The organism is Streptomyces sp. cf386, assembly GCF_900103585.1.
Classification (GTDB): Bacteria; Actinomycetota; Actinomycetes; order Streptomycetales; family Streptomycetaceae; genus Streptomyces.
Window position 1 is genome coordinate 338,326 of record NZ_FNHV01000009.1, and the last position, 24,228, is coordinate 362,553.

Here is a 24,228-nt window from a genome sequence, read left to right on the forward strand (position 1 = left end):
AAAGCCGGCGGTGGGAAATCCCACCGCCGGCTTCCTAGTGGTTCAGGACTACTGGCAGTCCTGCCCGCTGTTGATGCACTGGACCATCTCGTTCATCGTGTTCTCGTCGAAGAAGTTGATGAAGTCGTTGTGGTCGGTGATCGCCTTGTGCAGCTGGTCCGGGAAGGAGTCGACCGCGAAGGCGTTCTGGACCTGTCCGTTCTGGATCTGCGGGGCCTGAACGTCGTAGACCAGGCGGACCTGGAGCTGGGGGATCGCCTGGAAACCGTTGGCGCAGGTGCCGTCGCCCTGGACGAACGCCACGTGCGTGCGGTGGTTGGCGCTGTCGATGTTCTGACCGTCCCAGCAGCTCTGGAAGTTGGACGTCCGCACCACGGAGCTGCCCTCGGGGCAGATCGGGAGCTTGTCGTGCAGCTGGACCTGGTCCTCGAAGCCGGTGCAGCTCCAGTTGGCGTTGGCGTTGGCGTTGCCGTTGACGAAGGACTTGGCGTCACCGGTGATGATGCGCAGGGCCTGCGGCATCGCGACGACCTCGCTCGTCTTGTTGCCGACGAACTTCAGCTGTGCCTCACTGGCCTCGACGATCGTGCCGACGTTGCCGTCCTGACCGCCACCCGGGGCATCCGCGTCGATGTCGTTCTGACCGTCCTGCACCCGCAGCACGGGCCAGAAGTACGACGACCTGTCACCCTGGTTCTGGCAGGTGGTGTCGCCGTTCGCCAGGTCCTGGTCGCTCGCGAAAGCGTTGTTGGCCTGGTTGCCGACGTAGTCGTGCTGGTGCTGCGCACCGTTGCTGACACCGGGAGCGACGATCACGTTGTCCGAGTTGCGGTTCTCGTTCTCGTTGGTGCCGCAGTTCGTGGTGAAGCTGCCGGTCGAACCGCTGTCCCCGTTCGCGGGGAGGCCGTTCGCGCCGACGCCCAGCTGGGCGTTGGCCTGGACCTGCGTGATGTCCACGAAGTCGTCGGCCGACGGGCCGTTGCCGGCCTGACCACCGTTGCCGCCCTGGTCCTGTCCGCCGCCGTCCTGTCCGCCCTGGTCCTGACCGTCGTTGTTCTGGTCCTGACCGTCGTTGTCGTTCTGGTCCTGGCCGTCCTGGTTCTGGTCCTCGCCCTGCTGGCCGTCGTTGGTCTCAGGCTGCTCGGCCGGGACGCCCTGGCACTGGGCGAGCTGGTCGAGGTTCTGAGGTCGCTGGCCCCCGGCCCGGTTGATGTTGATGCCGATCCGGTCGAGCGTGGCCACGCGCTTGGACTTCAGCGGGCCGAGGATGGCGTTGTTGACGTAGTTGGCGTCCCCCGCCTGGGCCTGCCGCGTCTCGGCGAGACGCTTGTAGGCATCCGTGACCTGCCTGTCCAGCAGCGCCAGCTCCTTGGCGACGCCCCTGCGCGCGCTCCGCGGCACCTTCGTCAGCTTCTGGCCGACATCAGGGCAGTTGATCGTCGCGACCTGGGCGTTCGCGGACTTCGTCTGGTTCCACCCAGAGTTGTCCTCGTGCGCCGAAGCATAGAAGTTGGCCCATACAAGCCCGCCCCCACCGAGCGCTAGGGCCGCCGATGCGGCTATGGCCTTGGTGGCCAGCGGCGTACGGCGTTTTCGAATGTTGCGTCCCATGGAACTCCTCTGACTTCCTTTTTCGGGGCATCGAGGCGCCCGACAGGAGTGAAGCGGCTCCCTTTGATACGGAGGGCGTCCCAGGGGTGTTCAGCCGTCCCGGAAATTGTTGAGAGATTCGTGAGAACGCTCTGTGCTCAACCGCCTCTGAAATACCAGGAGTTGTTGATCCCGTACGGCGGGTGAATGGCGGGTCCGGTTTTACCGGCCGTGGTCGAGATACGCGAGAACCGCCAGCACGCGACGGTTGTCGTCGTCCGACACCTCCAGGCCCAGTTTGGCGAAAATGTTGGCGGTGTGCTTGGCGATGGCCCGTTCCGTGACGACGAGCCGGTCGGCGATCGCCGCGTTCGTCCGCCCCTGCGCCATCAGCTCCAGCACCTCCGTCTCGCGGGGCGTGAGCCGGGCCAGCGGCCGGTCGTCGGCCGCGCGCCGGGTCAGCAACTGCTGGATCACCTGCGGGTCCATCGCGGTCCCGCCCGCCGCGACGCGTCGTACGGCGTCCACGAACTGTTCCGCGTCGAACACCCGGTCCTTCAGCAGATACCCCACCCCGCCGCTGCCGTCGGCGAGCAACTCCCGCGCGTACAGCTGCTCCACGTGCTGCGAGAGGACCAGCACCGGCAGCCCGGGCTTCTCCCTGCGGGCCTCCAGCGCGCACTGCAGCCCCTCGTCGGTGTGGGTCGGCGGCAGGCGTACGTCGACGACGGCGACGTCCGGCTCCAGCTCGGCCAGCGCCCGCGCCAGCTCGGGGCCGGTCTCGACGGCCGCCGCGATCTCGAAGTCGTAGGCCTGAAGGAGCCGGACGAGTCCGTCGCGCAGCAGGAACAGGTCTTCGGCTAGGACAACGCGCAAGGAATCTCCATGGTGACCATGGTGGGGCCGCCCGCGGGAGAGCTGACGGCCAGGACGCCGTCGAATGTACCCAGTCGCCGCTCGACTCCGGCGAGCCCCGAACCTGCCCCGATCACCGCGCCGCCCTTGCCGTTGTCGGTGACGGTGATGCGCAGCATGCCGTTGTCCCCCCGTTCCGCCGTGTGGTGCAGATCGATCCAGATCCGGTCGGCGCCCGCGTGCTTCACGGCGTTGGTGAGCACCTCGCTGACCGCGAAGTACGCCGCCGATTCCACGGGCGCCTCCGCCCGCCCGGGCAGCTCCACGTTCACCTCGGTCGCGATCGGCAGCCGCAGCGCCAACGCCCTTACGGCGTCGCCCAGTCCGCGCTCGGCGAGCACGGGCGGATGGATGCCGCGCACCAGGTCGCGCAGCTCGGCGAGCGCGTCGGCGGAGGACTGGCGGGCCTGCGCGACGAGTTGCCTGGCCTTCGCCGGGTCCTTTTCGAGCAGCATCTCGATGGTGCCGAGGTCCATGCCCATGGCCACCAGCCGCGCCTGCGCCCCGTCGTGCAGATCGCGTTCGATCCGGCGCAGTTCGGCGGCGGAGGTGTCGACGGCGTCCCGCCGGGTCTCGGTCAACACCCTTACTCGCTCGGCGAGTTGCCCCTGGTTGGAGCCGAGGACGGCGCGGGTGAGCCGGAAGTGGGCCCGCAGCAGGGGAGCGGTGTAGAAGTGGGCGACGAAGAGAAGCGCGAGGCCCAGGGCGCCGGCGCCGAGCGCGGACGCCTGCCCGGTGACCGGCACGAAGCCGTACCAGTACGTGCCGCCCCCGACGTCCGTGAAGACCCGCCACAGCCCGGCCGCGATGGCGAACCCCTCCAGCGGATAGAAGAGCAGTACGGCCGGCAGCAGAGCGGTGAGGAACCCCGCCGTCATGTCGACGGGCAGCCACCTCAGGTCCCGCCAGGTCGCCGGGTCGCGCAGCATCCCGAAGGTGCGGGTCCACGGATTGGCGCCCTTCGGCATCGGCCGGTACGCCGGCGGTATCCGCACCCCGCCCCACTCGGCCGCGAGCACCCGCCGCCAGTCCGCGAACGCCCGTACCCCCGTCAGCACCCACGGCGTCGTGACGATGCCGACGCCGATGGGGATGAGCGCGATGGACACGAGGGAGAGCACGAGGCAGAGGACGGAGCCCGGCAGCGTGATCAGGGCCAGAGCCAGCCCCCGTACGGCCGCAAGTCCCATGCCCCGCGCCCTCGTTCGCCCGTCGCCGCCGGTGCCGCTCTTCGTGTCGATGGTCATGGCGTCAGTCTGGCCGAGGCCAGGACAGGGGTCACGGGGCCGAGGCCCCGGATCAGGAGGTGGTGCCAGGTACACCCCCGCCGGCGCCGGTGTCGCCCGCGAGGACCTTCGCCTCCACCTCCGGATCGAGACCCTTGATGGTCCGGTCCGCCCGCATCGGCGCCGTACCCCCGATGTCCCCCAGCCAGCGCCAGGTGTCGGCGACGGTCTCCTCGACGGGACGGCAGCGCAGCCCGGTCGCGACGGCTCTGGACACGTCCGCGCTGTGCAGGGCGTCGTGCATGTCACTGCCCGGCGGCACCCACACCGGCAGCTGAGTCCACGGCTCGATGCCCGCGTCCAGGATCACCTCGGGCTCGGTCCAGCGGAGTTCGGCGGTGCCGCCGACGGTCGCCACACAGGCGTCGAGGAACGTGCCCATGGTGGCGTGCCCCTGAGGTGACATCAGGTTGTACGGCCCGCTCAGCTCCTGCTCCACCGCGCCCAGGGTCCACTCCGCGAGATCGCGGACGTCCACGTACTGGAGCGGCAGGTCCCGTGGCCCCGGCGCCAGCACAGGCCCGCCCCGTTCGATCCGCGTCAGCCACCACGGCAGCCGGCCGACGTTCTCGTACCGCCCGATGAGCAGCCCCGACCGAACCAGCACGGAGCGGTCCGCGCCGAACTCCTCGACGGCGGCCAGCTCGCCGCCCCGCTTGTCCCGCGCGTAGTCGGTCTGCTCCGCACCGGCCTCGCCCTCGACGACGGGTGCGTCCTCGGTGTACCCGGCGGGTGGGGCCCACGCGTACACCGAGCAGCTCGACACGTAGACATACCGCCCGGCGCGGCCCCGCAGCAGCCGCGCCGCGTCCCGGACCGCACGTGGCGCCGCCGACCAGGTGTCGACCACGGCATCCCACTCGCCCTCCGCCTGCGCGAGGGCGGCGAGCCCATCGGGCGCGGTGCGGTCACCATGCAGCGACCGCACCCCGGCCGGAGGGGCGTGCCGGCCCCGGTGGAACACGGTCACGTCCCAGCCGCGCCCGAGGGCCGCCTCCACGACGGCCCGCCCCGCGAAGTCCGTACCACCCAGCATCAGAAGTCTCATGACGCCGACTCTGCACGGTAAGGGCGCGGGACGGAACAGGACTCTGCCGTCAGCAGAAGGACCGCGGGGGAGCGGGCGGGTGGGTCAGCGCCCGGCCGGCGGGGCGTACTGGTACCCCACCCGGCGCACGGTCCGGATGGTGTCGCGGTGCTCGGCGCCCAGCTTGCGGCGCAGCCGGGCGATATGGACGTCGACGGTACGGCCGTCGCCCACATGCCCGTACCCCCACACCGTGGTGACCAGCTGGTCGCGGGTGTGCACCCGGTGGGGGTTGGCCACCAGATGGGCGAGCAGCTCGAACTCCAGGTAGGTGAGGTCGAGTTCACGCCCGTCGACCGCGGCGGCGCGCCGCACGGTGTCCACGGTGACGAGCGGGTCGCCGTCGGAGTCACGGACCGGCGGGACCGGTGCGACCGGCGGGTGCTGGTCGGCCGGGACGAGCACCAGATAGCCGATCATCGGCGGCTGTCCCGGCAGCGTGGGCAGGGAGTGCTGGGGAGCGGGCAGCCAGGTGGCACCCGGCGGCAGGAGGTCCGCGACGTCGATCACCTCGTCCCGGTCCACGGCGCGCAGATGATGCCGTGAGCCGTTCGGGGCGGGGGAGTTGAGCGTGGGGGCGGAGGACAAAGAACGAGTGGTCGCCATGAGAGGTCAGCTCTTTCGCGCGAGAGGTCCGTTGGGAGACGTACGTCGTTTCGCGCTGGCCGAAGGCCGAGAGGTTACGGCTTTACAGGGCCCGCGCGTTCACCGCGCGGCAACACACCCGGTCGAAGTCGTGGTGCTGACGGGAAGGCCAGAAGGGCTCGAGGTCATGGCGACCTGTCGCGGAGTACTTCTGGTAGCTGGCCATGCCTCCATTGAAGCAGACACCTTCCATGCTCAGGACCCTCCTCTCACCACTTGGACGATTCCTTGACGTGAAACGGACCCGGTCCGCTCCTGGTGGAACCCCTGCACAACGAAAGGGGGGCGCCCACCGACCTGGCGGGCGCCCCCCTCAAGCAACTACCGGGTGGCTCAGACCTGGCCGGCCTTCTCCAGCGCCGAGCAGCAGGTGTCGACGATCAGACGCGTCACGACGTACGGGTCGACGTTGGCGTTCGGACGGCGGTCCTCGATGTAGCCCTTGCCGTCCTGCTCGACCTGCCACGGGATACGGACCGAGGCGCCACGGTTGGAGACACCGTAGGAGTACTCGTTCCACGGGGCGGTCTCGTGCAGACCGGTCAGACGGTCGTCGATGCCGGCGCCGTAGTTCTTGACGTGGTCGAGCGGCTTGGAGCCCTCACCGAGCGACTCGCACGCGGTGATGATCGCGTCGTAGCCCTCGCGCATCGCCTTGGTGGAGAAGTTGGTGTGCGCGCCGGCGCCGTTCCAGTCGCCCTTCACCGGCTTCGGGTCCAGCGTCGCGGAGATGCCGAAGTCCTCGGCGGTGCGGTAGAGCAGCCAGCGGGCGACCCACATGTGGTCGGAGACCTCCAGCGGGGAGACCGGGCCGACCTGGAACTCCCACTGACCGGGCATGACCTCGGCGTTGATGCCGGAGATGGCGAGACCGGCCGCCAGACAGTTGTCCAGGTGGGCCTCGACGACCTCACGGCCGAAGATCTCGTCGGCGCCGACACCGCAGTAGTAGCCGCCCTGCGGGGCCGGGAAGCCGCCCTTGGGGAAGCCGAGCGGGTAGCCGTCCTGGAAGAAGGTGTACTCCTGCTCGATGCCGAAGATCGGCTCCTGGGCGGCGAACTTCTCGGCGACCTCGGTGAGCGCGGCACGGGTGTTGGACTCGTGCGGCGTCAGGTCGATGTTGAGGACCTCGCACAGGACGAGGATGTCGTCGCCACCGCGGATCGGGTCGGGGCAGGTGAAGACCGGCTTGAGGACACGGTCCGAGGAGTGGCCCTCGGCCTGGTTCGTGGAGGACCCGTCGAAGCCCCAGATCGGCAGCGCGTCCAGACCGGCGGGCTCACCCGCGATGATCTTCGTCTTGGAACGCAGCTTGGCCGTCGGCTCGGTGCCGTCGATCCAGATGTACTCAGCCTTGAAGGTCACGGGCCACATCCTTCGGGGGTGGGTCTAGGCGCACTTGCGGGTGCTGCGGCGCTGCGGCACTGGGGCGCCGCTCTTGATGCCCGCGAGCCTGTCAACAGGCGATTTCCCGCCCGTTGCTCGAATGTGAACCCCGTGTTACCTGGTGGTGGTGTGGCGCGACTCACGCTGTGAGCGGCCGTACAAAGTCGATACGGCGACATCCGGCACGCCCGGGGAGGATGGCCGGGCCGCTCGTATGCGATGGGAATGAGAACTGCGCACCCGCCCGTGGCGGCAAGGTGCGCGCGATGGCGCGTACCACCGCTTCATCCGAGGGCGCGCGGCCCATGCCGCGCGCTTGCCGCGTCGGCTGCGGAAATCGCTGTCCGGTTGCCGGAGCACGGTGATAGATGGCCGGAGTGGAAAAGGCTCTGGAGTTCCCCGTTCTGCTGCGGCTGAGAGACGAACGCTCGGTCGCGTTCGGGGCAGCGGTCGCGTCCGCGCCCAGCCTCGACGTGCAGGTGCCGACCTGCCCCGAGTGGACGCTCTTCGATCTGGTGCAGCATCTGGGCGCGGGGCGCCGCAAGTGGGCCGCCATCGTCGCCGCAGGGCCTGCCGACGCTCCCCCGGCCAAGTCCGCATGGGGCGGCCCGGCTGCGCCTCGGGAGCGAGAGGCCCTGCTGGGCTGGTGGGCCGCATCGGCGCAGCAGCTGGTGGACGCACTGCGGGAGTCCGGCCCGGATCGCGGCTGCTGGACGTGGTGGGATACGTCGCAGTCGCCGCAGACCGCCGGTGCCGCCGCTCGGCACCAGCTCCAGGAGATCGCGTTGCACACCTACGACGCCCAGATCGCCGTGCGTGCCCGCAACCGCTGCCGGACGAGGTGGCACTCGACGGTGTCGAGGAGTTCCTGTCCACCTGCTGTGCAACGACGAGCGCCTGGCCGCACGAGCCTGCTGCCGTCGATTACCACGCCACCGAGGGCCGCTCCTGGCGCCCGGCGCTCTCCGCCGACGGCGCACGGACCGCCCGCCTCCCCGAACCCGGCACAACGCCCGCCACCGCTGCCGGCGCCTCCCTCCGGGGCGCGGCCGGTGAGCTGGTGCTGGCCCTGTACGGCCGCATTCCGGTGGGCTCCCTGAAGGTCGACGGCGACCGGCGTCTCTTCGACCAACTCCTGGCCTGGGATCCGGATGAGTAGGACGTGACGCCATGCCACCTTGCCCAGCCCGGAGCCCAGCAGCGGCATGAGCTGAGTGACGTCGTGCAGTCGTCCAGGTCCAGCGGGTCGGCGCGGCGCAACTCGCACCGCAGGGCGACGTGCAGACGGGCCGGACGCCGGCCTCGGTCCAGTCCCGCAGCCGCCTGCAACGCACCCGCAGGCGCTACGCGAACCCCCACCGAACCCGCACAGGCCGCCGCAGGCACGCCGGCTCAACCGCCGGAGGCACACGCACGCGGGCCCTACCGCTCGTGGCCGCGAGCAGCAGGACCCATGACACGTACGGCGTGGCTACCCGCGCGTCACCCCACCTTCTCGATCACCGCTCGGCGGATCAGGAACTTCCCGGCCTCACGGACCTGCTCGAAGGCCGCGTTGTTGAGCAGCACACAGCTGCCGGACACCGAAGTGACCTCCACCGTCGTGGACTTGTTGTTGTCCAGGTTGGTGACCTTCAGCTTCGTACCGGCCGGGAACTGGTTGCTGGACGCCGCCGGCGCACCGCCCTCGCCGGACAGCGTGACGGTCGAGCCGTTGCAGACCTGCTCCCCCGAGGCCGCGGCACCGCCTCCGGCGTCCCCCTCGCCCGCAGCGTCCCCGGCGTTACCGGCGTCCCCCGCATTTCCGGCGTCCCCCGCGTTACCGGCCTCTCCAGCGTTGCCGGCGTTACCGGCGTCGCCCGCATTCCCCGCGGGAGCGCTCGCCTGGGAGTCCTGAGCCGACTCCCCAGCGACACACCCGGACGCTTCCTGCTGGACCTTGATCTGCGCGATGACGGCCTCACGGTTGGCGATCCGCGCCGCGGACTGCGCATCCGGATTGGCCTTCTGGCCCTCGATGAACCGCTGATTGTTGCCGAGCGCGGTGGCGAGCCCCTGGCAGACACTCGACTCCGCGGCGGACTTGACCGTCGGTGTCTGCGAGGCGTTCGAGGTGCTCGCCATGACGAAGGCGCCACCTCCCGCCACCGTCGCCGCACTCACCAGCAGCGCGATCTTCTTCTTCGTACTGACAGTTCGCCTACGCGACATGCGCGCCTCCTGAGAGGTAGGGGAGCGTACGCCGCTATGTACGAGATACCGAACGAAGTTACTCAGCGGTTACAGGAGTCACCGAAGTAACGTACGTCACAGCCGAGTCGAGGGCTTCAGCCCTTGCGGGACAGGGCGTCCTGGACGGCCTCATCGGTGCGCGCCACCACGGCCGTACCGTCCTCCGCGGTGATGATCGGCCGCTGGATCAGCTTCGGATGCTCGGCCAGCGCCTTCACCCACCGCTCCCGCGAACTCACGTCCCGGGCCCACTCCTTGACCCCGAGCTCCTTGGCGGCGGCTTCCTGGGTCCGGGTGATGTCCCAGGGCTCAAGTCCGAGCTGGTCCAGTACGTCCCGGATCTCGTCCTCGGTCGGAACGTCCTCCAGATAGCGGCGGACGGTGTAGTCGGCCCCCTCGGCGTCGAGCAGGCTGATGGCGCTACGGCACTTCGAACAGGCCGGATTGATCCAGATCTCCATGAGGTCCACGGTATCCCGGCGGCGTCTGTTCGAATTTTCTGTCGCCTCACGCGCATCGTGCGAGCCCTGTGTGACACCGTGACAGTTTCGTTGCTGACCTGGGGATTTCCCGAACTTCCGGGGCCTCCTGATTGTCAGTGGTGGGCAGTAAACTGGAGGCAGTGTTCGAGAGCGTCACCGGGGAACCCGGCCGGCGCTCGACCGCGACAGGAGGATGCCTGTGCCCGCTGCCGCACTGAAGCAGAAGCCGACCAGCAAGCCGTTGCCCACCCAGTCCACCGCGAAGCACCCGGTCCTGCTCGACCTGCCGTACGCGCCCATCGAGAAGCGGGTGCTGCCGCCGGGCCGTCCGCGCGAGTGGTACATCACCCACAACCGCCGTCTCAAGGCCATGCGCCTCGCGATAGCGCTGCTCGACTCGGGCGTCTACATGCCGAACCAGGCCCGCAACGACACGATCCGAAGCGCCGCGGAGATGATCGGCGTTCATCCGCCGTCGGACACGACGTGCCACATGGTGCGGGCGCTGATGCGGTACGCGCGTTAACTGTGGCGCCGGGTGCGGTCTCCTTTGGGCGGCACCCGGCGTTGTCGTTGCCGTGGACTGGGGGCTGCCGCCCCCCCCAGACCCCCGCTTCGGACCTGAAGGGGCCTCGTCCTCAAACTCCCCCAGAGGGGGCACCCCCAACGGGCCGAGATGCCCGGATGGCGTCAGCAAGTGCCCCCACGATGCCCCCTACCCCGCCAACTCCCGCTCCAACGGCGTCCGAAACCGAGGCGTCACCCGAGCCACACCGACCCCCGCCTCCGCCGGGCCCACCCACCCCCGCAACCGTTCCGCCTCCACCCCGACCGCCGCCTCCACCGCACGCCGCTCCACACCCCCCAGCTCCTCCAGCAACCGCCAGACGATCTCCCCGTCCCCCCGCTGGGCCCACCCGCCCACCACGCGCCCGTTCCACCACACCGTCGGCCCCACATTGCCGCTGCGGTCGAACAGGGACGGCCACAGCTCCGGCGCCAAGTACCACTCCCGCCGCTGCCACCCCATCGCCGTCGGGTCGAGCCCGGGCAGCAGCGCCGCCCACGGCTCGGCGGGCCCGGCCACCGGACCGACGTCGCCGTCGACGACGTAGCCCGTCCCCTCGTCCAGGGACACGGCCTGCGCCTTGATCGCCGCAAGGGCACGGCGGACCTCCGTCACCCGCCACCCGGTCCACCACTTCAGGTCGGCCTCCGTCGCCGGTCCGCACACCGCGAGCCAGCGTCGTAGCAGCTCCGACTGCGCCTGGGCCACGTCCAGTTCGGGATGTGCGGGTGCCGGCGCCCACCGGAACTGCGAGGACGTCCAGGAGCCCAGGGGGCGCCCGCGCACCACCTTGCCCTCGACGCCGAGCACCCGCAGGAGCCGGGTCGAGACGGTGTGCACGCCCTCGTAGCTCTTCCCGGCCGCGTACGCGAACTGCTCGCGCAACCGCGGCTCGTCCTCGGCGAGTTCGGCCGCCGTCGCCTGCCCGCGCCGTGCCAGCGCGGCCAGCGCCGACTCCTCGACCTCCGCCAGCCACGCGGCGTCCGGCGCCCCCGCCTTCGCCATGTCCTTGACCAGCGAGGCCCGCTCCCGGGCGGCGACCGCGAGGCCGGTGGAGGCGTGCACGACGGCGGTCAGCTCGGTGGGGAACACGAACACGGTGTGCCGCATGCCGTGCATCCGGACCAGCGCCCGGTCCTCGTACAACGCCCGCTCGGTCCGGGCGACGGTCTTCGCGGGCTCCGCCAGCCGCGCGCCCACGGCCAGGTACACGGTCGCCGGATCGGAGCCGTGCAGCGCGACCAGCGACTCGGCGACCTCGGCCGGGCTCGCCGCCCGGGCCGCCCCGGCCAGCCGATGCCGCATCCCCAGCCGAGCCCGCCGCTCGGCCACCCCGATGTACCGCAACCCGTCACCCATCCCGGCCTCCACCCGTCATGCGGTCACCTCGTCCCTCACCGCATCCTCCCGGACGCCACTGACAACGGCCCTGACAACGGTCCGCCACCGAGACGGCCACGGCCACCGGCCGGTTCACCCGATCGCCGTACCCGGCATGCGCATGCTCCTCGTCCCGCCTTCACTGCGATCAGAGGGTGGCGGCCCGCGTGAGCGGGCGTGGCAGCGGGAGGCGCGATGGACAGCCAGGGCACGGACGGCATACGACAGCCACCCCACGGACGGTCCGCGACCCCCACCGCACGGGGCGGCCGGACCCGGAACCGCACCTCGTGACCGCCCCCGGCACCCCCGCCACCCCCGCCGACCGAGCCCTCCGCGGCAAGGCCGCCCGCAAACGCCTCCCCCGCTCCGCGCACGGCGCCCGGTTGCCCTCCGTCGACCGCCCCGACCCCGTCGCCGTACTGGAACGCCAGGGCCGCGACCGGCTGCCGGAGCTGCTGCCGATCAGGTACGGCCGGATGGCGGCGTCCCCCTTCTCCTTCCTGCGCGGCGCCGCCGCCGTGATGGCCGCCGATCTCGCCGCCGCCCCGCACACCGGCCTCACCGTGCAGCTGTGCGGCGACGCCCATCTGCTCAACTTCGGCCTGTACGCCTCCCCGGAACGCGCCCTCCTCTTCGACCTCAACGACTTCGACGAGACGTACTGCGGCCCGTTCGAGTGGGACGTCAAACGGCTCGCCGCCTCGGTCGCCGTGGCCGCCCGCGAGAACGGCCACCCGGAAGTCAGGGTCCGGCGTGCGACCCGGGAGGCCGTGGCCGCGTACCGCGTCGCCATCCGTCAGCTGGCCCGGCTCGGCGAGCTCGACGTCTGGTACACGCGCATCGACGCCGACGAGCTGCTGCCCCTGGTCCGCACCGCCCGTGACCGCCGCCGCGTCGAGGCCACCCTCGGCCGCGCCCGTCGCCGCACCAGCCTGCAGGCCTACGGCAAGCTCACCGACGTGGTCGACGGGCGCCGCCGGATCATCCACGACCCGCCGCTCATCGAACCCGCGGGCAACTCCGACATGGCCTTCCTGCGCAAGATCTTCAGCGACTACCGCTCGACCCTCTCCGAGGAGCGCCGCCGCCTCCTGGACCGCTACCGCTTCGTCGACGCCGCCCACAAGGTCGTCGGCGTCGGCAGCGTCGGACTGCGCTGCTTCATCGTGCTGCTCGCCGGGCGGGACGCCGACGACCCGCTGTTCCTGCAGATCAAGGAGGCGCGGCAGTCCGTACTGGAGGAGCATCTGCCGAGTGGGCCGTACGTCCATCACGGCCATCGCGTCGTCGCGGGCCAGCGTGTGCTGCAGGCCGCCGGCGACATCTTCCTCGGCTGGATGTCGGGGCCGCAGGGCCGCGCCTTCTACTGGCGTCAGCTGCGCGACATGAAGGCCTCCGCGGACGTCGCCGGGATGAGCCCCGACGACCTCCGGTCCTACGCCCGCCTGTGCGGCACCGCCCTCGCCCGCGCCCACGCACGCTCCGGCGACCGTATCGCCATCGCGGGCTACCTCGGCAACGCCGACACCTTCGACCACGCGGTCACCGACTTCGCGCTCTCCTACGCCGACCAGACCGCCGCCGACCACGCGACGCTGGGCGCCGCCGTCGAGGCCGGGCTGATCAGGGCCACGCCCGGGATCTGACCGGCGTCCGGCGCGGACGACACCGGCCGAACTGCCGTACCGGGAAAAGAAGATGCACGCCGGGTGACCGGATCCCTACCCTGGACATGCGTAACGGAGCTGCTCACGCCGCTTTCCGCAGGGCGGGGGTCACCCCGCGGACTCGGGGCTACTCTCTACGCACCGACGGACGGCCGCCCCTCCCCAGCGCCCCGTCGGGACATCGATCACCGCTCCAGGTCCAGCACCAGATCCAGAACCAGCACCAGATCCAACCCACGCTCACGGAGGCCCGTGATGGGCACCATCGTCATGTCCGGGACTGTCGTCCTGGTGATCTTAGGATTCGGAAACCACAACTACTGGCTGGCTGCCGTCGCCGTGCTCTTCCTGTACCTGCGGTACGGGCGGGACGCCTCCGCGCCGAGCGGGGGAGCCGGAGGAGCCGGGGGAGGGTCCTCGTCGGGAGGATCCATGCCCTCGGACTACCGGGCGTACCGCGACCGCCGTGACATGCAGGCCAAGTGGGAGCGCCGCTACCGCCGCGATCGCCCGCTTGAGTCCCGTCGTCAGGAGCGGGAGAAGAGCAGCTGAGACCAGCTCTGGTGGTAGCCCGCGGGGGCGCCCACGGTCACAGGCCGGGGGCGCCCCACACCGGGAACCAGCGGTTCAGGTCCTGCTCGATCCGCAGGTCGTTCGCGAGGGCCGCCTTCACCCGCAGCTCCAGCGGGTTGTCGCGGCGTTCCGCCGTGCCGGGCAGGGGCGCGAAGGGATAGAAGGCGCCGCGCTTGTAGAGATAGACGAGGGCGAGCCGCCTGCCCTGGCGCTCGTCCTCGAACCCTGCAAGCGAGCACAGCAACTGCGGTCCGAAGCCGTTGACCTCCATCGCGCTGTTCACCGCGTGCAGGTCGTTGACCAGCTCCGGCAGCTGGTCGGGGGTGCGGCGGGAGACCAGCCACGAGTAGCCGTAACGGTCCCGGGCCAGCTCCACCGGCCCTCCGTCGCGCTCGGCGTCCGCGTCGAGCAGCGCCTGGACCTCGCGGTGGGTCTGCTCGAAGGCCGCGCCCTCGACCGCGGCGAAGCACACCGCCCCGTTCCCGGTCGGCCGGAACCCGGCCGCCGCCTCCAGCGTCACCGCCGCCGACGGCAGCCCGAAGAGCTGGTCGAGATCGGGCGCGACCGGTTTCGTCCGGCCGAGCAGAATGTCCAGCAGCCCCATGCTCACACCCCTCCGGGAGCCGCGGTCTCGCCCAACTCGGCGGAGATCCGCCCCAGTTGTTCGAGCCGCTGCTCCAGGCTCGGGTGGGTCGAGAAGAACTGCCCGATGCTGGGCCCGCGGCCCAGCGCCGGGGTGAAGTAGAAGGCGTTGAAGGCCTGGGCCGTACGCAGGTCCTTGGTCGGGATCCGGGCGATGTCGCCGGAGACCTTGGTGAGCGCGGACGCCAGCACCGAGGGCCGCCCGGTGAGCAGCGCCGCGGCCCGGTCGGCGGCCAGTTCCCGGTACCGGGACAGGGCCCGGATCAGCAGGAAGCTGATCGCGTACACGGCCGCCGACACCCCCATCACGGCGGCGAAGATCACGGCGGTGTTCTGGTCCCGGCGCCCGCCGCCGAAGATCTGCGAGTAGAAGGCGAAACGCACGATCAGCCCCGCGATCACACCTAGGAACGAGGCGACCGTGATCACGGCGACGTCCTTGTGCGCCACATGCGACAGCTCGTGCGCGAGCACCCCCTCCAGCTCGTCCGGCTCCAGCCGGCGCAGCAGCCCCGTGGTCACACAGACCACGGCATGATCGGGATTGCGCCCGGTGGCGAACGCGTTCGGCATCTCCATGTCCGACACGGCGACGACGGGCCCCGGCATATCGGCGATGGCACACAGCCGGTCGACGACCCCGTGCAGCTCGGGATACTCCTCCCGCTCCACGACCCGCCCCCGCATCGCGAACAGCGCGACCCGGTCCGAGAACCAGTACTGCGCCCCCAGCAGCCCCGCCGCCACGACCACGACGAGCACCCAGGACTTCAGCAGCACGATCAACGCGGCCACGAAGGCCACGTACAACAACCCGAGCAGAAACAGAGTGATCCCCATCCGGGCGGTCAACCGCCGATCACTCCGGAACCGGCTCTGCATCTCGCATCACCCCGCGCGCACTCAGGCACTCGTCCCACTGCCCAGTGTGCACCCGGCGTTGCCATGAACGGGTCGCGATCGGCCCTAGGACCAGCAAAGGCCCCAGGCCCGGCGGACGCCTAGTAGGCCCCGCGGAAGTTGATGTAGCCCAGCAACACGATCACCGCGGCGACGCAGCCGAGCACGACCACCGTCGACACCCACCCCGACCGGCGCTGCCGCCGTGCCACATGATCCGGCTCGGCCCGGAACGGCACCGGACCGGGCGGGCTCTCCTTCCAGCGCGCGGCGAGCATGCGGGCCCGCGCCGAGGGCTCCTTGTGCTCGGCGTTGTCCGCCCACTTGATGTCGAATTCGCGCTCGCCGTCGTCCTGTTCGGACATCCCCGTTGACCCTTCTCGAACAGCAGTGCTCCTACTTTACGACGGCGCGCTCGCCTCGGGGGAGGAAGTCCGTGAAGCCCGGGAGGCCGCCGTCAGCCCGCGTCCGGCTCGTTCGCAGGCCCCTCCGTACCGCCGTCCAGCTCCCGCCGTACCCGGCGCCAGGCCCGGATGATCCGGGGCAGCCTGCCGAGTACGTCGTCGATCTGCGCCAGCAGCAGCGTGACGCACCCGAACGCGGCCAGGACGGCCAGCGTGATCTCGCCCCATCTCACGACGGACCCCCACCCTCACTGGTCGAGCAGGCCACGGGCGGCCAGCCAGTCGAGGGTGGCCACGCCCAGCCGGTCCGGCGCCTCGAGCAGCGCGGCCTCCACGGCCGCCAGGTCGGTCAGCGCCTCGGGCGCATCCGACCGGTCCAGCGGAGCGAGCCGCTCCATCGCCGTGCGCACGGTGTCGGGCCAGCCCGGCATGCCGAACTGGTGGGGTGCCCGGGACGCGGCCGAAAGAGCCCGGTGCAGCAGTGCCGCGCGCCAGCCCTGCTCCCGTATCACCTCCGTCGTGAACCAGACCCGGTCGTCGACGTGCCGGCCGACTTCGGCCACGGACGCGGACGCGGACACCGCGCGCAGGGTGAAGGGCGAGCCGCCGGCCCACGGAAGATCCGGGTCCGAGGCGATGGCCACGAACGCGAGCAGTTCCTCGGGCCCGTCGTCCCGCGCCGCCAGCAGAGCGGCACGCGCCCAGCGGTACAGATCGACGCCCTGCGCGAAGATCTCCCCGTCGCTCGGCCCGTCGTCGGCCGCGTGGATCCCGTCCAGGGGCCCCTCGCGCCAGGCGTCAGCAACCAGACCGACCGCCGCCGCGCTCACCAGGACGTCCGTGTCGTCCGCGTCGATACCGAAGTGCGCGAGGACGGCGGGGGCCCCTTCCTCGATGCCCGGAAGCGGTGTGCGCTTCTCCTCCGTCCCGGTGCCCTCCAGGAGAGCCGTGAGACGAGGGGACGGGGGTTCGGGCTCCGGCCGCTCCAACCTGACCCCGTGCCGCAGCAGATCCTCGAAGACCTCGTCCGGCCCGCAGTCGATGTGGGTGGTGTCATGGCGTCCCGAGCAGTCCTCGGGGCATTCGAACTCCTCGCACATCTCGGGTTCCGCTGGCTGAGCCTCGTTGATCAGGTGATAGGTGAGCCGGTCGGCCACCGCCTCCCGCGCCGTGATCATGGCCAGGTCGAGCCGGAACCGCTCCTCCTTCAGCTCGGTGGCGTCGTCGGCAGCGGCGGCGGGCGGCTCGGGCGCGTCCGGGATCCAGGTGTACGCCGACTCCAGCGAGACCAGCAGCCAGGCGACCTGAAGCGGCTCCGTCCGGTCGCCGTCGGCCAGTTCGGCCACGGCCTCCGCGGCCTGCCGCACACGGTCGAGCCGGGCGAGATGCCGTTCCCGCGCCGGCCGCCAGTCCGCCGCTTCCGTCAGGGCCTGCTCGGCGTCCCGGACCAGCGCGGCATCGCGGGCCCGTCGCGCCCGGGTGACCAGCCGATGCAGACAGGGACGGCAGCCGAAGAGCCCCGACTCGGGTGTCGGGCCGAGCGCCACCGGCAACCGATCCTCGAAGGGCCGGTCGCACAGACAGCAGTCCACGGCTCCCACGTGCCGGGACGTGGGGACGGAGGGCAGCGCGGACCGGATCAGGGCATGGGCGTACTCGGGGATGTGCATGGACGGGCAACTCCTCGAAGGGCGGCGCCGGTTCCTTCACGGCGCTGGCTCCATGCTCCGGGCACCCGGCGAGGGCTTGTCGTCGTCTGGCGCCTGTGACCGGGAAGTTGGCGCAATCTGACACGGGGCCACCTGCCTGCGACTTCTACACTCTTGGCACTATCTGACGGTTCGCCCGAACCGTCGTCCGCAAGGCCGAGAGGAACCGCCCTTCCGTGACCGACACCGTCCTCCCACCGAATGAAGCCCATCGGGAGCTGGTACACGCGCTGGAGGAACTCCACCGGGCGGCGGGCAGCCCGGGCATGCGGAAGGTGAGCGCGCTGATCGCCGAGGGCGATCATCCGGCTGTCGTCAGCCATGAGGGGGTTCGTACGACCCTCAAGGGACTGACCGTCCCGCGCTGGGAGACCGTGCAGTCGATCGTGGCGGTGCTGGCCGCCGCCTGCGTCAACCCGCCCCGGGACCCGACGGCCGAGGTGGCACGGTTCCTGCCCCTGTGGCGCGCGGTGCGGGAGGGAGAACCCGGCGGCATGAAGACGGCCCGGGAACTGGCCCTCTCACAGGGCTGGGGCAGCGACGACGGGCAGTGGGACGCCGAGTCGTTCCTGGCCATGATGATCAACCCGTTCAACGCCATCCAGATCGACCCCTCCCTGGCCGTGCCGCACGAGCCGCAGATCTCGGAGGACCAGTGGGTGCAGGCCGGTGTCCGCCTCATCGAGGAGTACGGCGCCGAAACCGCCCTGCGTGCCCTGCTGCGCACCCTGAAGGGCGACTACCTCGGCGCCGACGAAGGCAGCCCCTTCGGCTACCGGTTCCCGGACCAGGAGGCGGTCGAGATGCACACCGCCTTCCGTTACGGCTGCGACCGCATCCTCCAGCGCCTCGAGGTGGAACCGAACCTCCTGCAGCGTTCGGTCAGCGCCATGCACGCCGACCGGACCATGGACCGCGAGGACCGCATCGAGATGCTGCGCGCGGAGTCGGACGCCTCGCTGATGCGGGAGGTCATGACCGCGACCCCGGAGACCTGGCACGAGCTGTCGGAGGAGGCCCACCACCAGATCTTCGGCTATCTCATCAAGTCGATCGGCCCGGTGGGCAGATTCGGGCTGCCGCCGGACCAGCGGTTCCGCATCGTCTGGCGCGTCCCCGAGCCGCCCGAGGACTAGGGCGTATTCCACGGCGAAGGCCGCCACCCCGGTGCGGGACGGCGGCCTTCTGTGCGGAATCCGCGGATCACACGTCGAAGTAGAGCTCGAACTCGTGCGGGTGCGGACGCAGCTGCAGCGGCGCGATCTCGTTCGTGCGCTTGAAGTCGATCCACGTCTCGATCAGGTCCGGCGTGAAGACGTCGCCCTGGAGGAGGAACTCGTGGTCGGCCTCGAGGGAGTCGAGGACGGCCGGGAGGGAGGTCGGGACCTGCGCGACGCCCGCGTGCTCCTCGGGAGCCAGCTCGTAGAGGTCCTTGTCGATCGGCTCGGCCGGCTCGATCTTGTTCTTGATGCCGTCCAGGCCCGCGAGCAGCAGGGCCGAGAAGGCCAGGTACGGGTTGCCGGAGGAGTCGGGCGCGCGGAACTCGACGCGCTTGGCCTTCGGGTTGGAGCCCGTGATCGGGATACGCATCGCGGCGGAGCGGTTGCGCTGCGAGTACACCAGGTTGATCGGGGCCTCGAAGCCCGGCACCAGGCGGTGGTACGAGTTCACCGTCGGGTTGGTGAAGGCGAGCAGCGACGGGGCGTGCTTGAGGATGCCGCCGATGTAGTAGCGGGCGGTGTCCGACAGGCCCGCGTAACCGGCCTCGTCGTAGAAGAGCGGGGAGCCGCCCGTCCACAGCGACTGGTGCACGTGCATGCCCGAGCCGTTGTCACCGAAGATCGGCTTCGGCATGAAGGTCGCGGTCTTGCCGTTGCGCCAGGCGACGTTCTTCACGATGTACTTGAAGAGCTGAAGGTCGTCGGCGGCGGCGAGCAGCGTGTTGAACTTGTAGTTGATCTCGGCCTGGCCGGCGGTGCCCACCTCATGGTGCTGGCGCTCGACCTTCAGACCGGCGCGGTCCAGCTCCAGGGAGATCTCGGCACGCAGGTCGGCGAAGTGGTCGACCGGCGGGACCGGGAAGTAACCGCCCTTGTAGCGGACCTTGTAACCACGGTTGTCCTCGAGGGCACCGGTGTTCCAGGCGCCGGCCTCGGAGTCGATGTGGTAGAAGGACTCGTTCGACGTGGTGGCGAAACGCACACTGTCGAAGACGTAGAACTCGGCCTCCGGACCGAAGTACGCGGTGTCCGCGATACCGGTCGACGCGAGGTAGGCCTCGGCCTTCTTCGCCACGTTGCGCGGGTCACGGGAGTACTGCTCGCCCGTGATCGGGTCGTGGATGAAGAAGTTGATGTTGAGGGTCTTGTCCCGGCGGAAGGGGTCCACCCGGGCCGTCGACAGGTCGGCACGGAGAGCCATGTCGGACTCGTGAATCGCCTGGAAACCACGGATCGACGATCCGTCGAAGGCGAGCTCCTCGTCCGGGTCGAACGCCTCGACGGGCACCGTGAAGTGCTGCATGACGCCCGGCAGGTCGCAGAACCTGACGTCGACGAACTTGACGTCCTCGTCCGCGATGAACTTCTTGGCCTCGTCGGCGTTCTGGAACATCCAGCTCCTCCTACTCCCGACCCGTCGTGCCGGGGTGGTAGTTCGTTCGTGCGGCCAGTGCGGTGGCACACGCTGTCTTCGACCCTAGGGACGGGTGATTTCTCGGGCGTGACCCATTTGTTTCGCACACGTTAACCGGACATCCCGCACCCCACCCCACCTGTCCACATCGCAAAACGGGCACAGTACCGTGGACGCGTGGACAAGAGGCAAGCAATCGGATCCTGGCTCTCGGGCCCCCGCGCCGCCGCCGAGGAAGCCGGTGTCGACTTCGGATACAGGGGTCAGCAACTCGGCCTTCCCGAGGAGGGGCCGGGCTCCATCGCCCGGCCGGGACGACGGCTCGGGGCGCTCGCCGTCGACTGGGGTTTCTGCCTCTTGATCGCATACGGTCTGATCACCGACGGCTACGGCCAGGCGACCGGAAACTGGGCCCTGCTCGTCTTCTTCCTGATGAGCGCCCTGACGGTCGGCACCATCGGCTTCACTCCGGGTAAGCGCCTCTTCGGTCTGCGCGTGGTCGTCCTGGAGACCGGCACCGTCAACCCGCTGCGCGCCCTGCTGCGCACCGCCCTGCTGTGTGTCGCGATCCCCGCCCTGATCTGGGACCGCGACGGCCGCGGCCTGCACGACCGGCTGGCGGGGACCGTGGAGGTGCGCATCTAGTACGCGTACGACCAACGCGTCCGGCACTCGTAGGACGAACGCGCCCAGCACTCGTACGACGAAGGGGGCGCCCGGAATGATCCGGGCGCCCCCTTTCTCGTACGAGGAGGAGATCAGCGAGCCTTCGGCCCGCCCTTCGGCAGCTTCATGCCCTTCGGCATGGGCCCCTTCGGCAACGGCATGTTGCTCATCAGGTCGCCCATGGCCTTGAGCCGGTCGTTGGTGGCGGTCACCTGGGGGCCGGTCAGTACGCGCGGGAGCTTCAGCATGGTGGTCCGCAGCTTCTTCAGCCCGACCTGGCCCTCGCCCGTGCCCACGATCAGGTCGTGCACCGGCACGTCCGCGACGATGCGGTTCATCTTCTTCTTCTCGGCGGCCAGCAGGCTCTTCACCCGGTTCGGGTTGCCCTCCGCGACCAGCACGATGCCGGCCTTGCCGACGGCCCGGTGGACCACGTCCTGGCTGCGGTTCATCGACACCGCGGGCGTCGTCGTCCAGCCTCGGCCGATGTTGTCCAGCACGGCCGCGGCTGCGCCCGGCTGGCCCTCCATCTGCCCGAAGGCGGCCCGCTCGGCCCGGCGCCCGAACACGATCGCCGTCGCGAGGAAGGCCAGGAGCAGGCCCAGGATGCCGAGATAGATGGGGTGACCGATCAAGAAACCGATCGCGAGGAAGACACCGAAGGTGACGATTCCGACAGCCGCGAGTACAAGACCGATCTTCTTGTCGGCCCTGCGGGTCATCTTGTAGGTCAGAGCGATCTGCTTGAGTCGCCCGGGGTTCGCAGCGTCCGCTGCCGTGTCCTTCCTCGCCATGCCACGCAGTCTACGTGGCCTCGGGAGCGCCGACGACGGCAGTGTCCAAGGGGGGCGTGGAAGGGGAGGGGTCAGGGGTGGACGGAGGTGGCCTGGTCCAGGACGCGCTGCGCCTCGACCCGGTCCTTGGCGCGACGGCGGTCCTCCAGTACGGACGTCCAGGCGTTGCGACGGGCGGTGCGCTGGCCGCTGCTCATCAGCAGTGACTCGACGGCACGGAGTGCAGTGGTGAACGACGGAATGGCGGTGGCGCGAACCGGCGCGGCCTGCATGGTGGAGGTCCCCCCTCGGGATCGGCGGCTTTGGTGAGTGGTGCACGGGGTGTACAACCAGGGTCACTGATTGGTGTTACCAGGGCGTGACCGACCGGTCAAACACCAATGAAGCCTTAATGCGCCGCCCGAAAAGCTTGACGCGGCCCTGATAACCCCCCTATCTGCGGGGACGTCCAGGACCGCGTCAATCGGCTGCTACCGAAGGGTAGTTGCTTGTGCGCAGGTTCACACGCTTCGCGTGGCACTCCGTGCCATCAGACCGCCTGCGAGGCGACGTAGGCACCACGCTTCTCGACGGCCATCTGGTACAGCCGTCCGGCGCGGTACGAGGAGCGCACCAGCGGCCCGGACATGACGCCGGAGAAGCCGATCTGGTCGGCCTCGTCCTTCAGCTCCACGAACTCCTGCGGCTTGACCCAGCGCTCCACGGGGTGGTGGCGGACGCTCGGGCGCAGGTACTGCGTAATCGTGACCAGCTCGCAGCCCGCGTCGTGCAGCTGCTTGAGCGCCTCGCTGACCTCCTCGCGGGTCTCGCCCATGCCGAGGATCAGGTTGGACTTGGTCACCAGGCCGAAGTCGCGGGCCTCGGTGATGACCTTCAGGGAGCGCTCGTAGCGGAAGCCGGGGCGGATGCGCTTGAAGATCCGCGGCACCGTCTCGACGTTGTGCGCGAAGACCTCGGGGCGGGACTCGAAGACCTGCTGGAGCAGCTCCGGGACGGCGTTGAAGTCGGGCGCGAGCAGCTCGACCTTGGTGTGGCCGCCCTCGCGGCCGGCGGTCTGCTGGTGGATCTGGCGCACGGTCTCGGCGTACAGCCAGGCGCCGCCGTCCTCCAGGTCGTCGCGGGCGACGCCGGTGATGGTGGCGTAGTTCAGGTCCATGGTGACCACGGACTCGCCGACGCGGCGCGGCTCGTCGCGGTCGAGCGCCTCGGGCTTGCCGGTGTCGATCTGGCAGAAGTCGCAGCGCCGGGTGCACTGGTCGCCGCCGATGAGGAAGGTCGCCTCGCGGTCTTCCCAGCACTCGTAGATGTTGGGGCAGCCGGCTTCCTGGCAGACCGTGTGCAGGCCCTCGCTCTTCACGAGACTCTGCATCTTGGTGTACTCGGGACCCATTTTCGCCCGGGTCTTGATCCACTCGGGCTTGCGCTCGATGGGGGTCTGGGCGTTCCTGACCTCCAGGCGCAGCATCTTGCGTCCGTCCGGTGAGACTGCGGACACGTCGGCTCCCTGTGCTTCGATTCGTCGGCGTACACCAGGGTACGCCCGTGTTTACTGAGCCCTGCGGTCAGGCCAACCCTGTAGCCGCAGGACCCATTCCCGGCCTCAGGCGGTCGCCGGCTCGATCTCCCGCGGCTTCAGCTCCGCGTTCTCCAGTACGTCCCTCAAGTGCCGCTCGATGACCGGCAGCACCTCGTCGATCGTGACGTCCCGGCCGAGCTCGGCGGCCAGGGAGGCGACGCCCGCGTCCCGGATGCCGCACGGGATGATGCGGTCGAACCACTTCATGTCGGGGTTCACGTTGAACGAGAAGCCGTGCATGGTGACGCCCTTGGCCACGCGGATGCCGATCTGGGCGATCTTGCGGTCCTCGCGACGCTGGCCCGCGTTGGAGGGCGCGTACTCGGGGCCGTTCAGGCGCGGGTCGAACTCCTCGTCGGTGAGCCGCGGGTCGAAGTCCAGCGCGAGGCCGCCGAGCGCCGGACGCTCCTCGACCGGGTCGCCCAGCACCCACACCCCGCTGCGCCCCTCGACCCGGGTGGTCTCCAGGCCGAACTCCGCGCACATGCGGATCAGGGCCTCCTCCAGGCGCCGTACGTGCGCCACGACGTCCACGGGGCGCGGGAGCTTCTGGATCGGGTAGCCGACCAGCTGGCCGGGGCCGTGCCAGGTGATCTTGCCGCCGCGGTCCACGTCGATGACCGGCGTGCCGTCCAGGGGCCGCTCGTTGTCCGCCGTGCGCCGGCCCGCCGTGTAGACCGGGGGGTGTTCGAGCAGCAGGACCGTGTCGGGGATCTCGTCCTCGAATCGCGCCGCGTGTACCCGGCGCTGCTCGTCCCACGCCTCCTGGTACTCGACGGCGTCCGTACCGAATCCCACACGGACGAACCGCAACTCACTCACGGCAAGCGCCTCCCTCGAAGTGCCCTGGCAGCTCGTAAGGCACAAAGCGTGCCTACGCCACTGTACGACCGGCTCGTTCGGGTGATGCCCCTCGGTCCGCGTCAGCCCAGTAGGGCAATCCTCACACGATCGGATGAATAGGCGGCGAAATGTGCGATCGACTGCTTACTCTCCGCTACATTCGCGCCGTTCGAGAGGCCAAAAGGGCTGCTCACCGGCAATCCGGGCACTCAGCCGCCGTATGGCTTTGCGAGGCCCGAAAGGCAG

At 70.0% G+C, this 24,228-nt stretch carries 25 protein-coding genes and 1 pseudogene; 7 read left to right on the forward strand and 19 right to left on the reverse strand.

Annotated elements, in window-relative coordinates; all coding sequences use genetic code 11:
• Positions 1-48: 48 nt before the first annotated feature.
• The 6 genes from BLU79_RS24670 to glnII form a co-directional block, all read right to left on the reverse strand.
• Positions 49-1,611, reverse strand: coding sequence for a DUF1996 domain-containing protein (locus BLU79_RS24670; RefSeq protein ID WP_093908048.1), 1,563 nt, complete (start codon positions 1,609-1,611; stop codon positions 49-51).
• Between the two features lie 201 nt (positions 1,612-1,812).
• Entirely contained in the window at positions 1,813-2,466 is a 654-nt protein-coding gene (locus tag BLU79_RS24675) for a LuxR C-terminal-related transcriptional regulator (protein WP_093908049.1), read from the reverse strand.
• Positions 2,451-3,752, reverse strand: a complete 1,302-nt coding sequence (locus tag BLU79_RS24680; protein WP_093908050.1) for a sensor histidine kinase — start codon at positions 3,750-3,752, stop codon at positions 2,451-2,453. Before BLU79_RS24680 ends, BLU79_RS24675 begins: the two co-directional genes overlap by 16 nt.
• A gap of 52 nt (positions 3,753-3,804) precedes the next feature.
• Entirely contained in the window at positions 3,805-4,839 is a 1,035-nt protein-coding gene (locus BLU79_RS24685; RefSeq protein WP_093908051.1) for an NAD-dependent epimerase/dehydratase family protein, read from the reverse strand.
• Between the two features lie 84 nt (positions 4,840-4,923).
• Positions 4,924-5,484 carry a winged helix-turn-helix domain-containing protein gene (locus BLU79_RS24690; RefSeq protein WP_093908052.1) on the reverse strand — a complete coding sequence of 187 codons (561 nt, stop codon included), beginning with the start codon at positions 5,482-5,484 and terminating at the stop codon, positions 4,924-4,926.
• Between the two features lie 372 nt (positions 5,485-5,856).
• Positions 5,857-6,888 (reverse strand): glutamine synthetase, encoded by a 1,032-nt coding sequence (gene glnII, locus BLU79_RS24695; RefSeq protein ID WP_093908053.1) that lies wholly within the window; start codon positions 6,886-6,888, stop codon positions 5,857-5,859.
• 389 nt (positions 6,889-7,277) lie between these two features.
• Here glnII and BLU79_RS50050 point away from each other — a divergent pair.
• Together BLU79_RS50050 and BLU79_RS50055 are read left to right on the forward strand one after the other, a co-directional pair.
• Positions 7,278-7,745 (forward strand): annotated as a pseudogene (locus BLU79_RS50050) (maleylpyruvate isomerase N-terminal domain-containing protein); the annotation flags it as partial.
• A gap of 5 nt (positions 7,746-7,750) precedes the next feature.
• Positions 7,751-8,068 carry a hypothetical protein gene (locus BLU79_RS50055; protein ID WP_371131931.1) on the forward strand — a complete coding sequence of 106 codons (318 nt, stop codon included), beginning with the start codon at positions 7,751-7,753 and terminating at the stop codon, positions 8,066-8,068.
• Positions 8,069-8,391: 323 nt separating this feature from the next.
• Here BLU79_RS50055 and BLU79_RS24705 read toward each other — a convergent pair whose 3' ends face one another.
• Both BLU79_RS24705 and BLU79_RS24710 read right to left on the reverse strand, forming a co-directional pair.
• Positions 8,392-9,120, reverse strand: coding sequence for an RlpA-like double-psi beta-barrel domain-containing protein (locus BLU79_RS24705; RefSeq protein WP_093908054.1), 729 nt, complete (start codon positions 9,118-9,120; stop codon positions 8,392-8,394).
• A gap of 116 nt (positions 9,121-9,236) precedes the next feature.
• Positions 9,237-9,602 (reverse strand): arsenate reductase family protein, encoded by a 366-nt coding sequence (locus BLU79_RS24710; RefSeq protein ID WP_093908145.1) that lies wholly within the window; start codon positions 9,600-9,602, stop codon positions 9,237-9,239.
• Between the two features lie 220 nt (positions 9,603-9,822).
• On the opposite strand from BLU79_RS24710, the gene BLU79_RS24715 reads away from it, so the two are divergent.
• The gene (locus BLU79_RS24715; RefSeq protein ID WP_093908055.1) at positions 9,823-10,149 is read left to right on the forward strand and encodes a hypothetical protein; all 327 of its coding nucleotides are present in this window, start codon (positions 9,823-9,825) and stop codon (positions 10,147-10,149) included.
• Positions 10,150-10,338: 189 nt separating this feature from the next.
• Here the strand turns inward: BLU79_RS24715 and BLU79_RS24720 are convergent, their stop codons facing one another.
• Entirely contained in the window at positions 10,339-11,550 is a 1,212-nt protein-coding gene (locus BLU79_RS24720) for a winged helix DNA-binding domain-containing protein (RefSeq protein ID WP_093908056.1), read from the reverse strand.
• A gap of 311 nt (positions 11,551-11,861) precedes the next feature.
• On the opposite strand from BLU79_RS24720, the gene BLU79_RS24725 reads away from it, so the two are divergent.
• Positions 11,862-13,220, forward strand: a complete 1,359-nt coding sequence (locus tag BLU79_RS24725; protein WP_093908057.1) for a DUF2252 domain-containing protein — start codon at positions 11,862-11,864, stop codon at positions 13,218-13,220.
• Between the two features lie 276 nt (positions 13,221-13,496).
• The gene (locus tag BLU79_RS24730) at positions 13,497-13,793 is read left to right on the forward strand and encodes a hypothetical protein (protein WP_093908058.1); all 297 of its coding nucleotides are present in this window, start codon (positions 13,497-13,499) and stop codon (positions 13,791-13,793) included.
• Positions 13,794-13,830: 37 nt separating this feature from the next.
• Here the strand turns inward: BLU79_RS24730 and BLU79_RS24735 are convergent, their stop codons facing one another.
• The 5 genes from BLU79_RS24735 to BLU79_RS24755 all read right to left on the reverse strand — a co-directional run bounded on the left by BLU79_RS24735 (position 13,831) and on the right by BLU79_RS24755 (position 17,430).
• Positions 13,831-14,418 (reverse strand): PspA-associated protein PspAB, encoded by a 588-nt coding sequence (locus BLU79_RS24735; protein ID WP_093908059.1) that lies wholly within the window; start codon positions 14,416-14,418, stop codon positions 13,831-13,833.
• A gap of 2 nt (positions 14,419-14,420) precedes the next feature.
• Positions 14,421-15,338 (reverse strand): zinc metalloprotease HtpX, encoded by a 918-nt coding sequence (gene htpX / locus BLU79_RS24740; RefSeq protein ID WP_093908060.1) that lies wholly within the window; start codon positions 15,336-15,338, stop codon positions 14,421-14,423.
• Between the two features lie 119 nt (positions 15,339-15,457).
• Entirely contained in the window at positions 15,458-15,721 is a 264-nt protein-coding gene (locus BLU79_RS24745) for an SCO2583/SCO2584 N-terminal domain-containing protein (protein ID WP_093908061.1), read from the reverse strand.
• A 92-nt stretch (positions 15,722-15,813) separates the two neighbouring features.
• Positions 15,814-15,993, reverse strand: a complete 180-nt coding sequence (locus BLU79_RS24750; protein ID WP_093908062.1) for a hypothetical protein — start codon at positions 15,991-15,993, stop codon at positions 15,814-15,816.
• Positions 15,994-16,008: 15 nt separating this feature from the next.
• Positions 16,009-17,430: a hypothetical protein gene (locus BLU79_RS24755; protein WP_093908063.1), complete on the reverse strand. Its 1,422-nt coding sequence runs from the start codon at positions 17,428-17,430 to the stop codon at positions 16,009-16,011.
• A 215-nt stretch (positions 17,431-17,645) separates the two neighbouring features.
• On the opposite strand from BLU79_RS24755, the gene BLU79_RS24760 reads away from it, so the two are divergent.
• Positions 17,646-18,605, forward strand: a complete 960-nt coding sequence (locus BLU79_RS24760; protein ID WP_093908064.1) for a hypothetical protein — start codon at positions 17,646-17,648, stop codon at positions 18,603-18,605.
• Between the two features lie 67 nt (positions 18,606-18,672).
• Here the strand turns inward: BLU79_RS24760 and glnA are convergent, their stop codons facing one another.
• On the reverse strand, positions 18,673-20,082 hold the full coding sequence (gene glnA / locus BLU79_RS24765; protein WP_093908065.1) for a type I glutamate--ammonia ligase: 1,410 nt from the start codon (positions 20,080-20,082) through the stop codon (positions 18,673-18,675).
• A 198-nt stretch (positions 20,083-20,280) separates the two neighbouring features.
• Between glnA and BLU79_RS24770 the strand changes: the two genes are divergently transcribed.
• Positions 20,281-20,748 (forward strand): RDD family protein, encoded by a 468-nt coding sequence (locus tag BLU79_RS24770; protein WP_093908066.1) that lies wholly within the window; start codon positions 20,281-20,283, stop codon positions 20,746-20,748.
• 113 nt (positions 20,749-20,861) lie between these two features.
• Here BLU79_RS24770 and BLU79_RS24775 read toward each other — a convergent pair whose 3' ends face one another.
• The 4 genes from BLU79_RS24775 to lipB all read right to left on the reverse strand — a co-directional run bounded on the left by BLU79_RS24775 (position 20,862) and on the right by lipB (position 23,961).
• Positions 20,862-21,563, reverse strand: a complete 702-nt coding sequence (locus tag BLU79_RS24775; protein ID WP_093908067.1) for a DUF4191 domain-containing protein — start codon at positions 21,561-21,563, stop codon at positions 20,862-20,864.
• A 71-nt stretch (positions 21,564-21,634) separates the two neighbouring features.
• A complete protein-coding gene (locus tag BLU79_RS24780) occupies positions 21,635-21,835 on the reverse strand; it encodes an SCO2195 family GlnR-regulated protein (protein WP_093908068.1) in 201 nt (66 codons plus the stop codon).
• A 257-nt stretch (positions 21,836-22,092) separates the two neighbouring features.
• On the reverse strand, positions 22,093-23,058 hold the full coding sequence (lipA, locus tag BLU79_RS24785) for a lipoyl synthase (RefSeq protein WP_093908069.1): 966 nt from the start codon (positions 23,056-23,058) through the stop codon (positions 22,093-22,095).
• Between the two features lie 105 nt (positions 23,059-23,163).
• Positions 23,164-23,961, reverse strand: a complete 798-nt coding sequence (lipB, locus tag BLU79_RS24790) for a lipoyl(octanoyl) transferase LipB (RefSeq protein WP_093908070.1) — start codon at positions 23,959-23,961, stop codon at positions 23,164-23,166.
• Positions 23,962-24,228: the final 267 nt, after the last annotated feature.

Bases quoted from the DNA above. Each gene is read 5' to 3' on its own strand.
- BLU79_RS24670 (WP_093908048.1), bottom strand. From the start codon at position 1,611: ATGGGACGCAACATTCGAAAACGCCGTACGCCGCTGGCCACCAAGGCC.
- BLU79_RS24680 (WP_093908050.1), bottom strand. From the start codon at position 3,752: ATGACCATCGACACGAAGAGCGGCACCGGCGGCGACGGGCGAACGAGG.
- BLU79_RS24685 (WP_093908051.1), bottom strand. From the start codon at position 4,839: ATGAGACTTCTGATGCTGGGTGGTACGGACTTCGCGGGGCGGGCCGTC.
- BLU79_RS24690 (WP_093908052.1), bottom strand. From the start codon at position 5,484: ATGGCGACCACTCGTTCTTTGTCCTCCGCCCCCACGCTCAACTCCCCC.
- BLU79_RS24705 (WP_093908054.1), bottom strand. From the start codon at position 9,120: ATGTCGCGTAGGCGAACTGTCAGTACGAAGAAGAAGATCGCGCTGCTG.
- BLU79_RS24710 (WP_093908145.1), bottom strand. From the start codon at position 9,602: ATGGAGATCTGGATCAATCCGGCCTGTTCGAAGTGCCGTAGCGCCATC.
- BLU79_RS24720 (WP_093908056.1), bottom strand. From the start codon at position 11,550: ATGGGTGACGGGTTGCGGTACATCGGGGTGGCCGAGCGGCGGGCTCGG.
- BLU79_RS24730 (WP_093908058.1), top strand. From the start codon at position 13,497: ATGGGCACCATCGTCATGTCCGGGACTGTCGTCCTGGTGATCTTAGGA.
- BLU79_RS24735 (WP_093908059.1), bottom strand. From the start codon at position 14,418: ATGGGGCTGCTGGACATTCTGCTCGGCCGGACGAAACCGGTCGCGCCC.
- htpX (WP_093908060.1), bottom strand. From the start codon at position 15,338: ATGCAGAGCCGGTTCCGGAGTGATCGGCGGTTGACCGCCCGGATGGGG.
- BLU79_RS24745 (WP_093908061.1), bottom strand. From the start codon at position 15,721: ATGTCCGAACAGGACGACGGCGAGCGCGAATTCGACATCAAGTGGGCG.
- BLU79_RS24755 (WP_093908063.1), bottom strand. From the start codon at position 17,430: ATGCACATCCCCGAGTACGCCCATGCCCTGATCCGGTCCGCGCTGCCC.
- glnA (WP_093908065.1), bottom strand. From the start codon at position 20,082: ATGTTCCAGAACGCCGACGAGGCCAAGAAGTTCATCGCGGACGAGGAC.
- BLU79_RS24775 (WP_093908067.1), bottom strand. From the start codon at position 21,563: ATGGCGAGGAAGGACACGGCAGCGGACGCTGCGAACCCCGGGCGACTC.
- BLU79_RS24780 (WP_093908068.1), bottom strand. From the start codon at position 21,835: ATGCAGGCCGCGCCGGTTCGCGCCACCGCCATTCCGTCGTTCACCACT.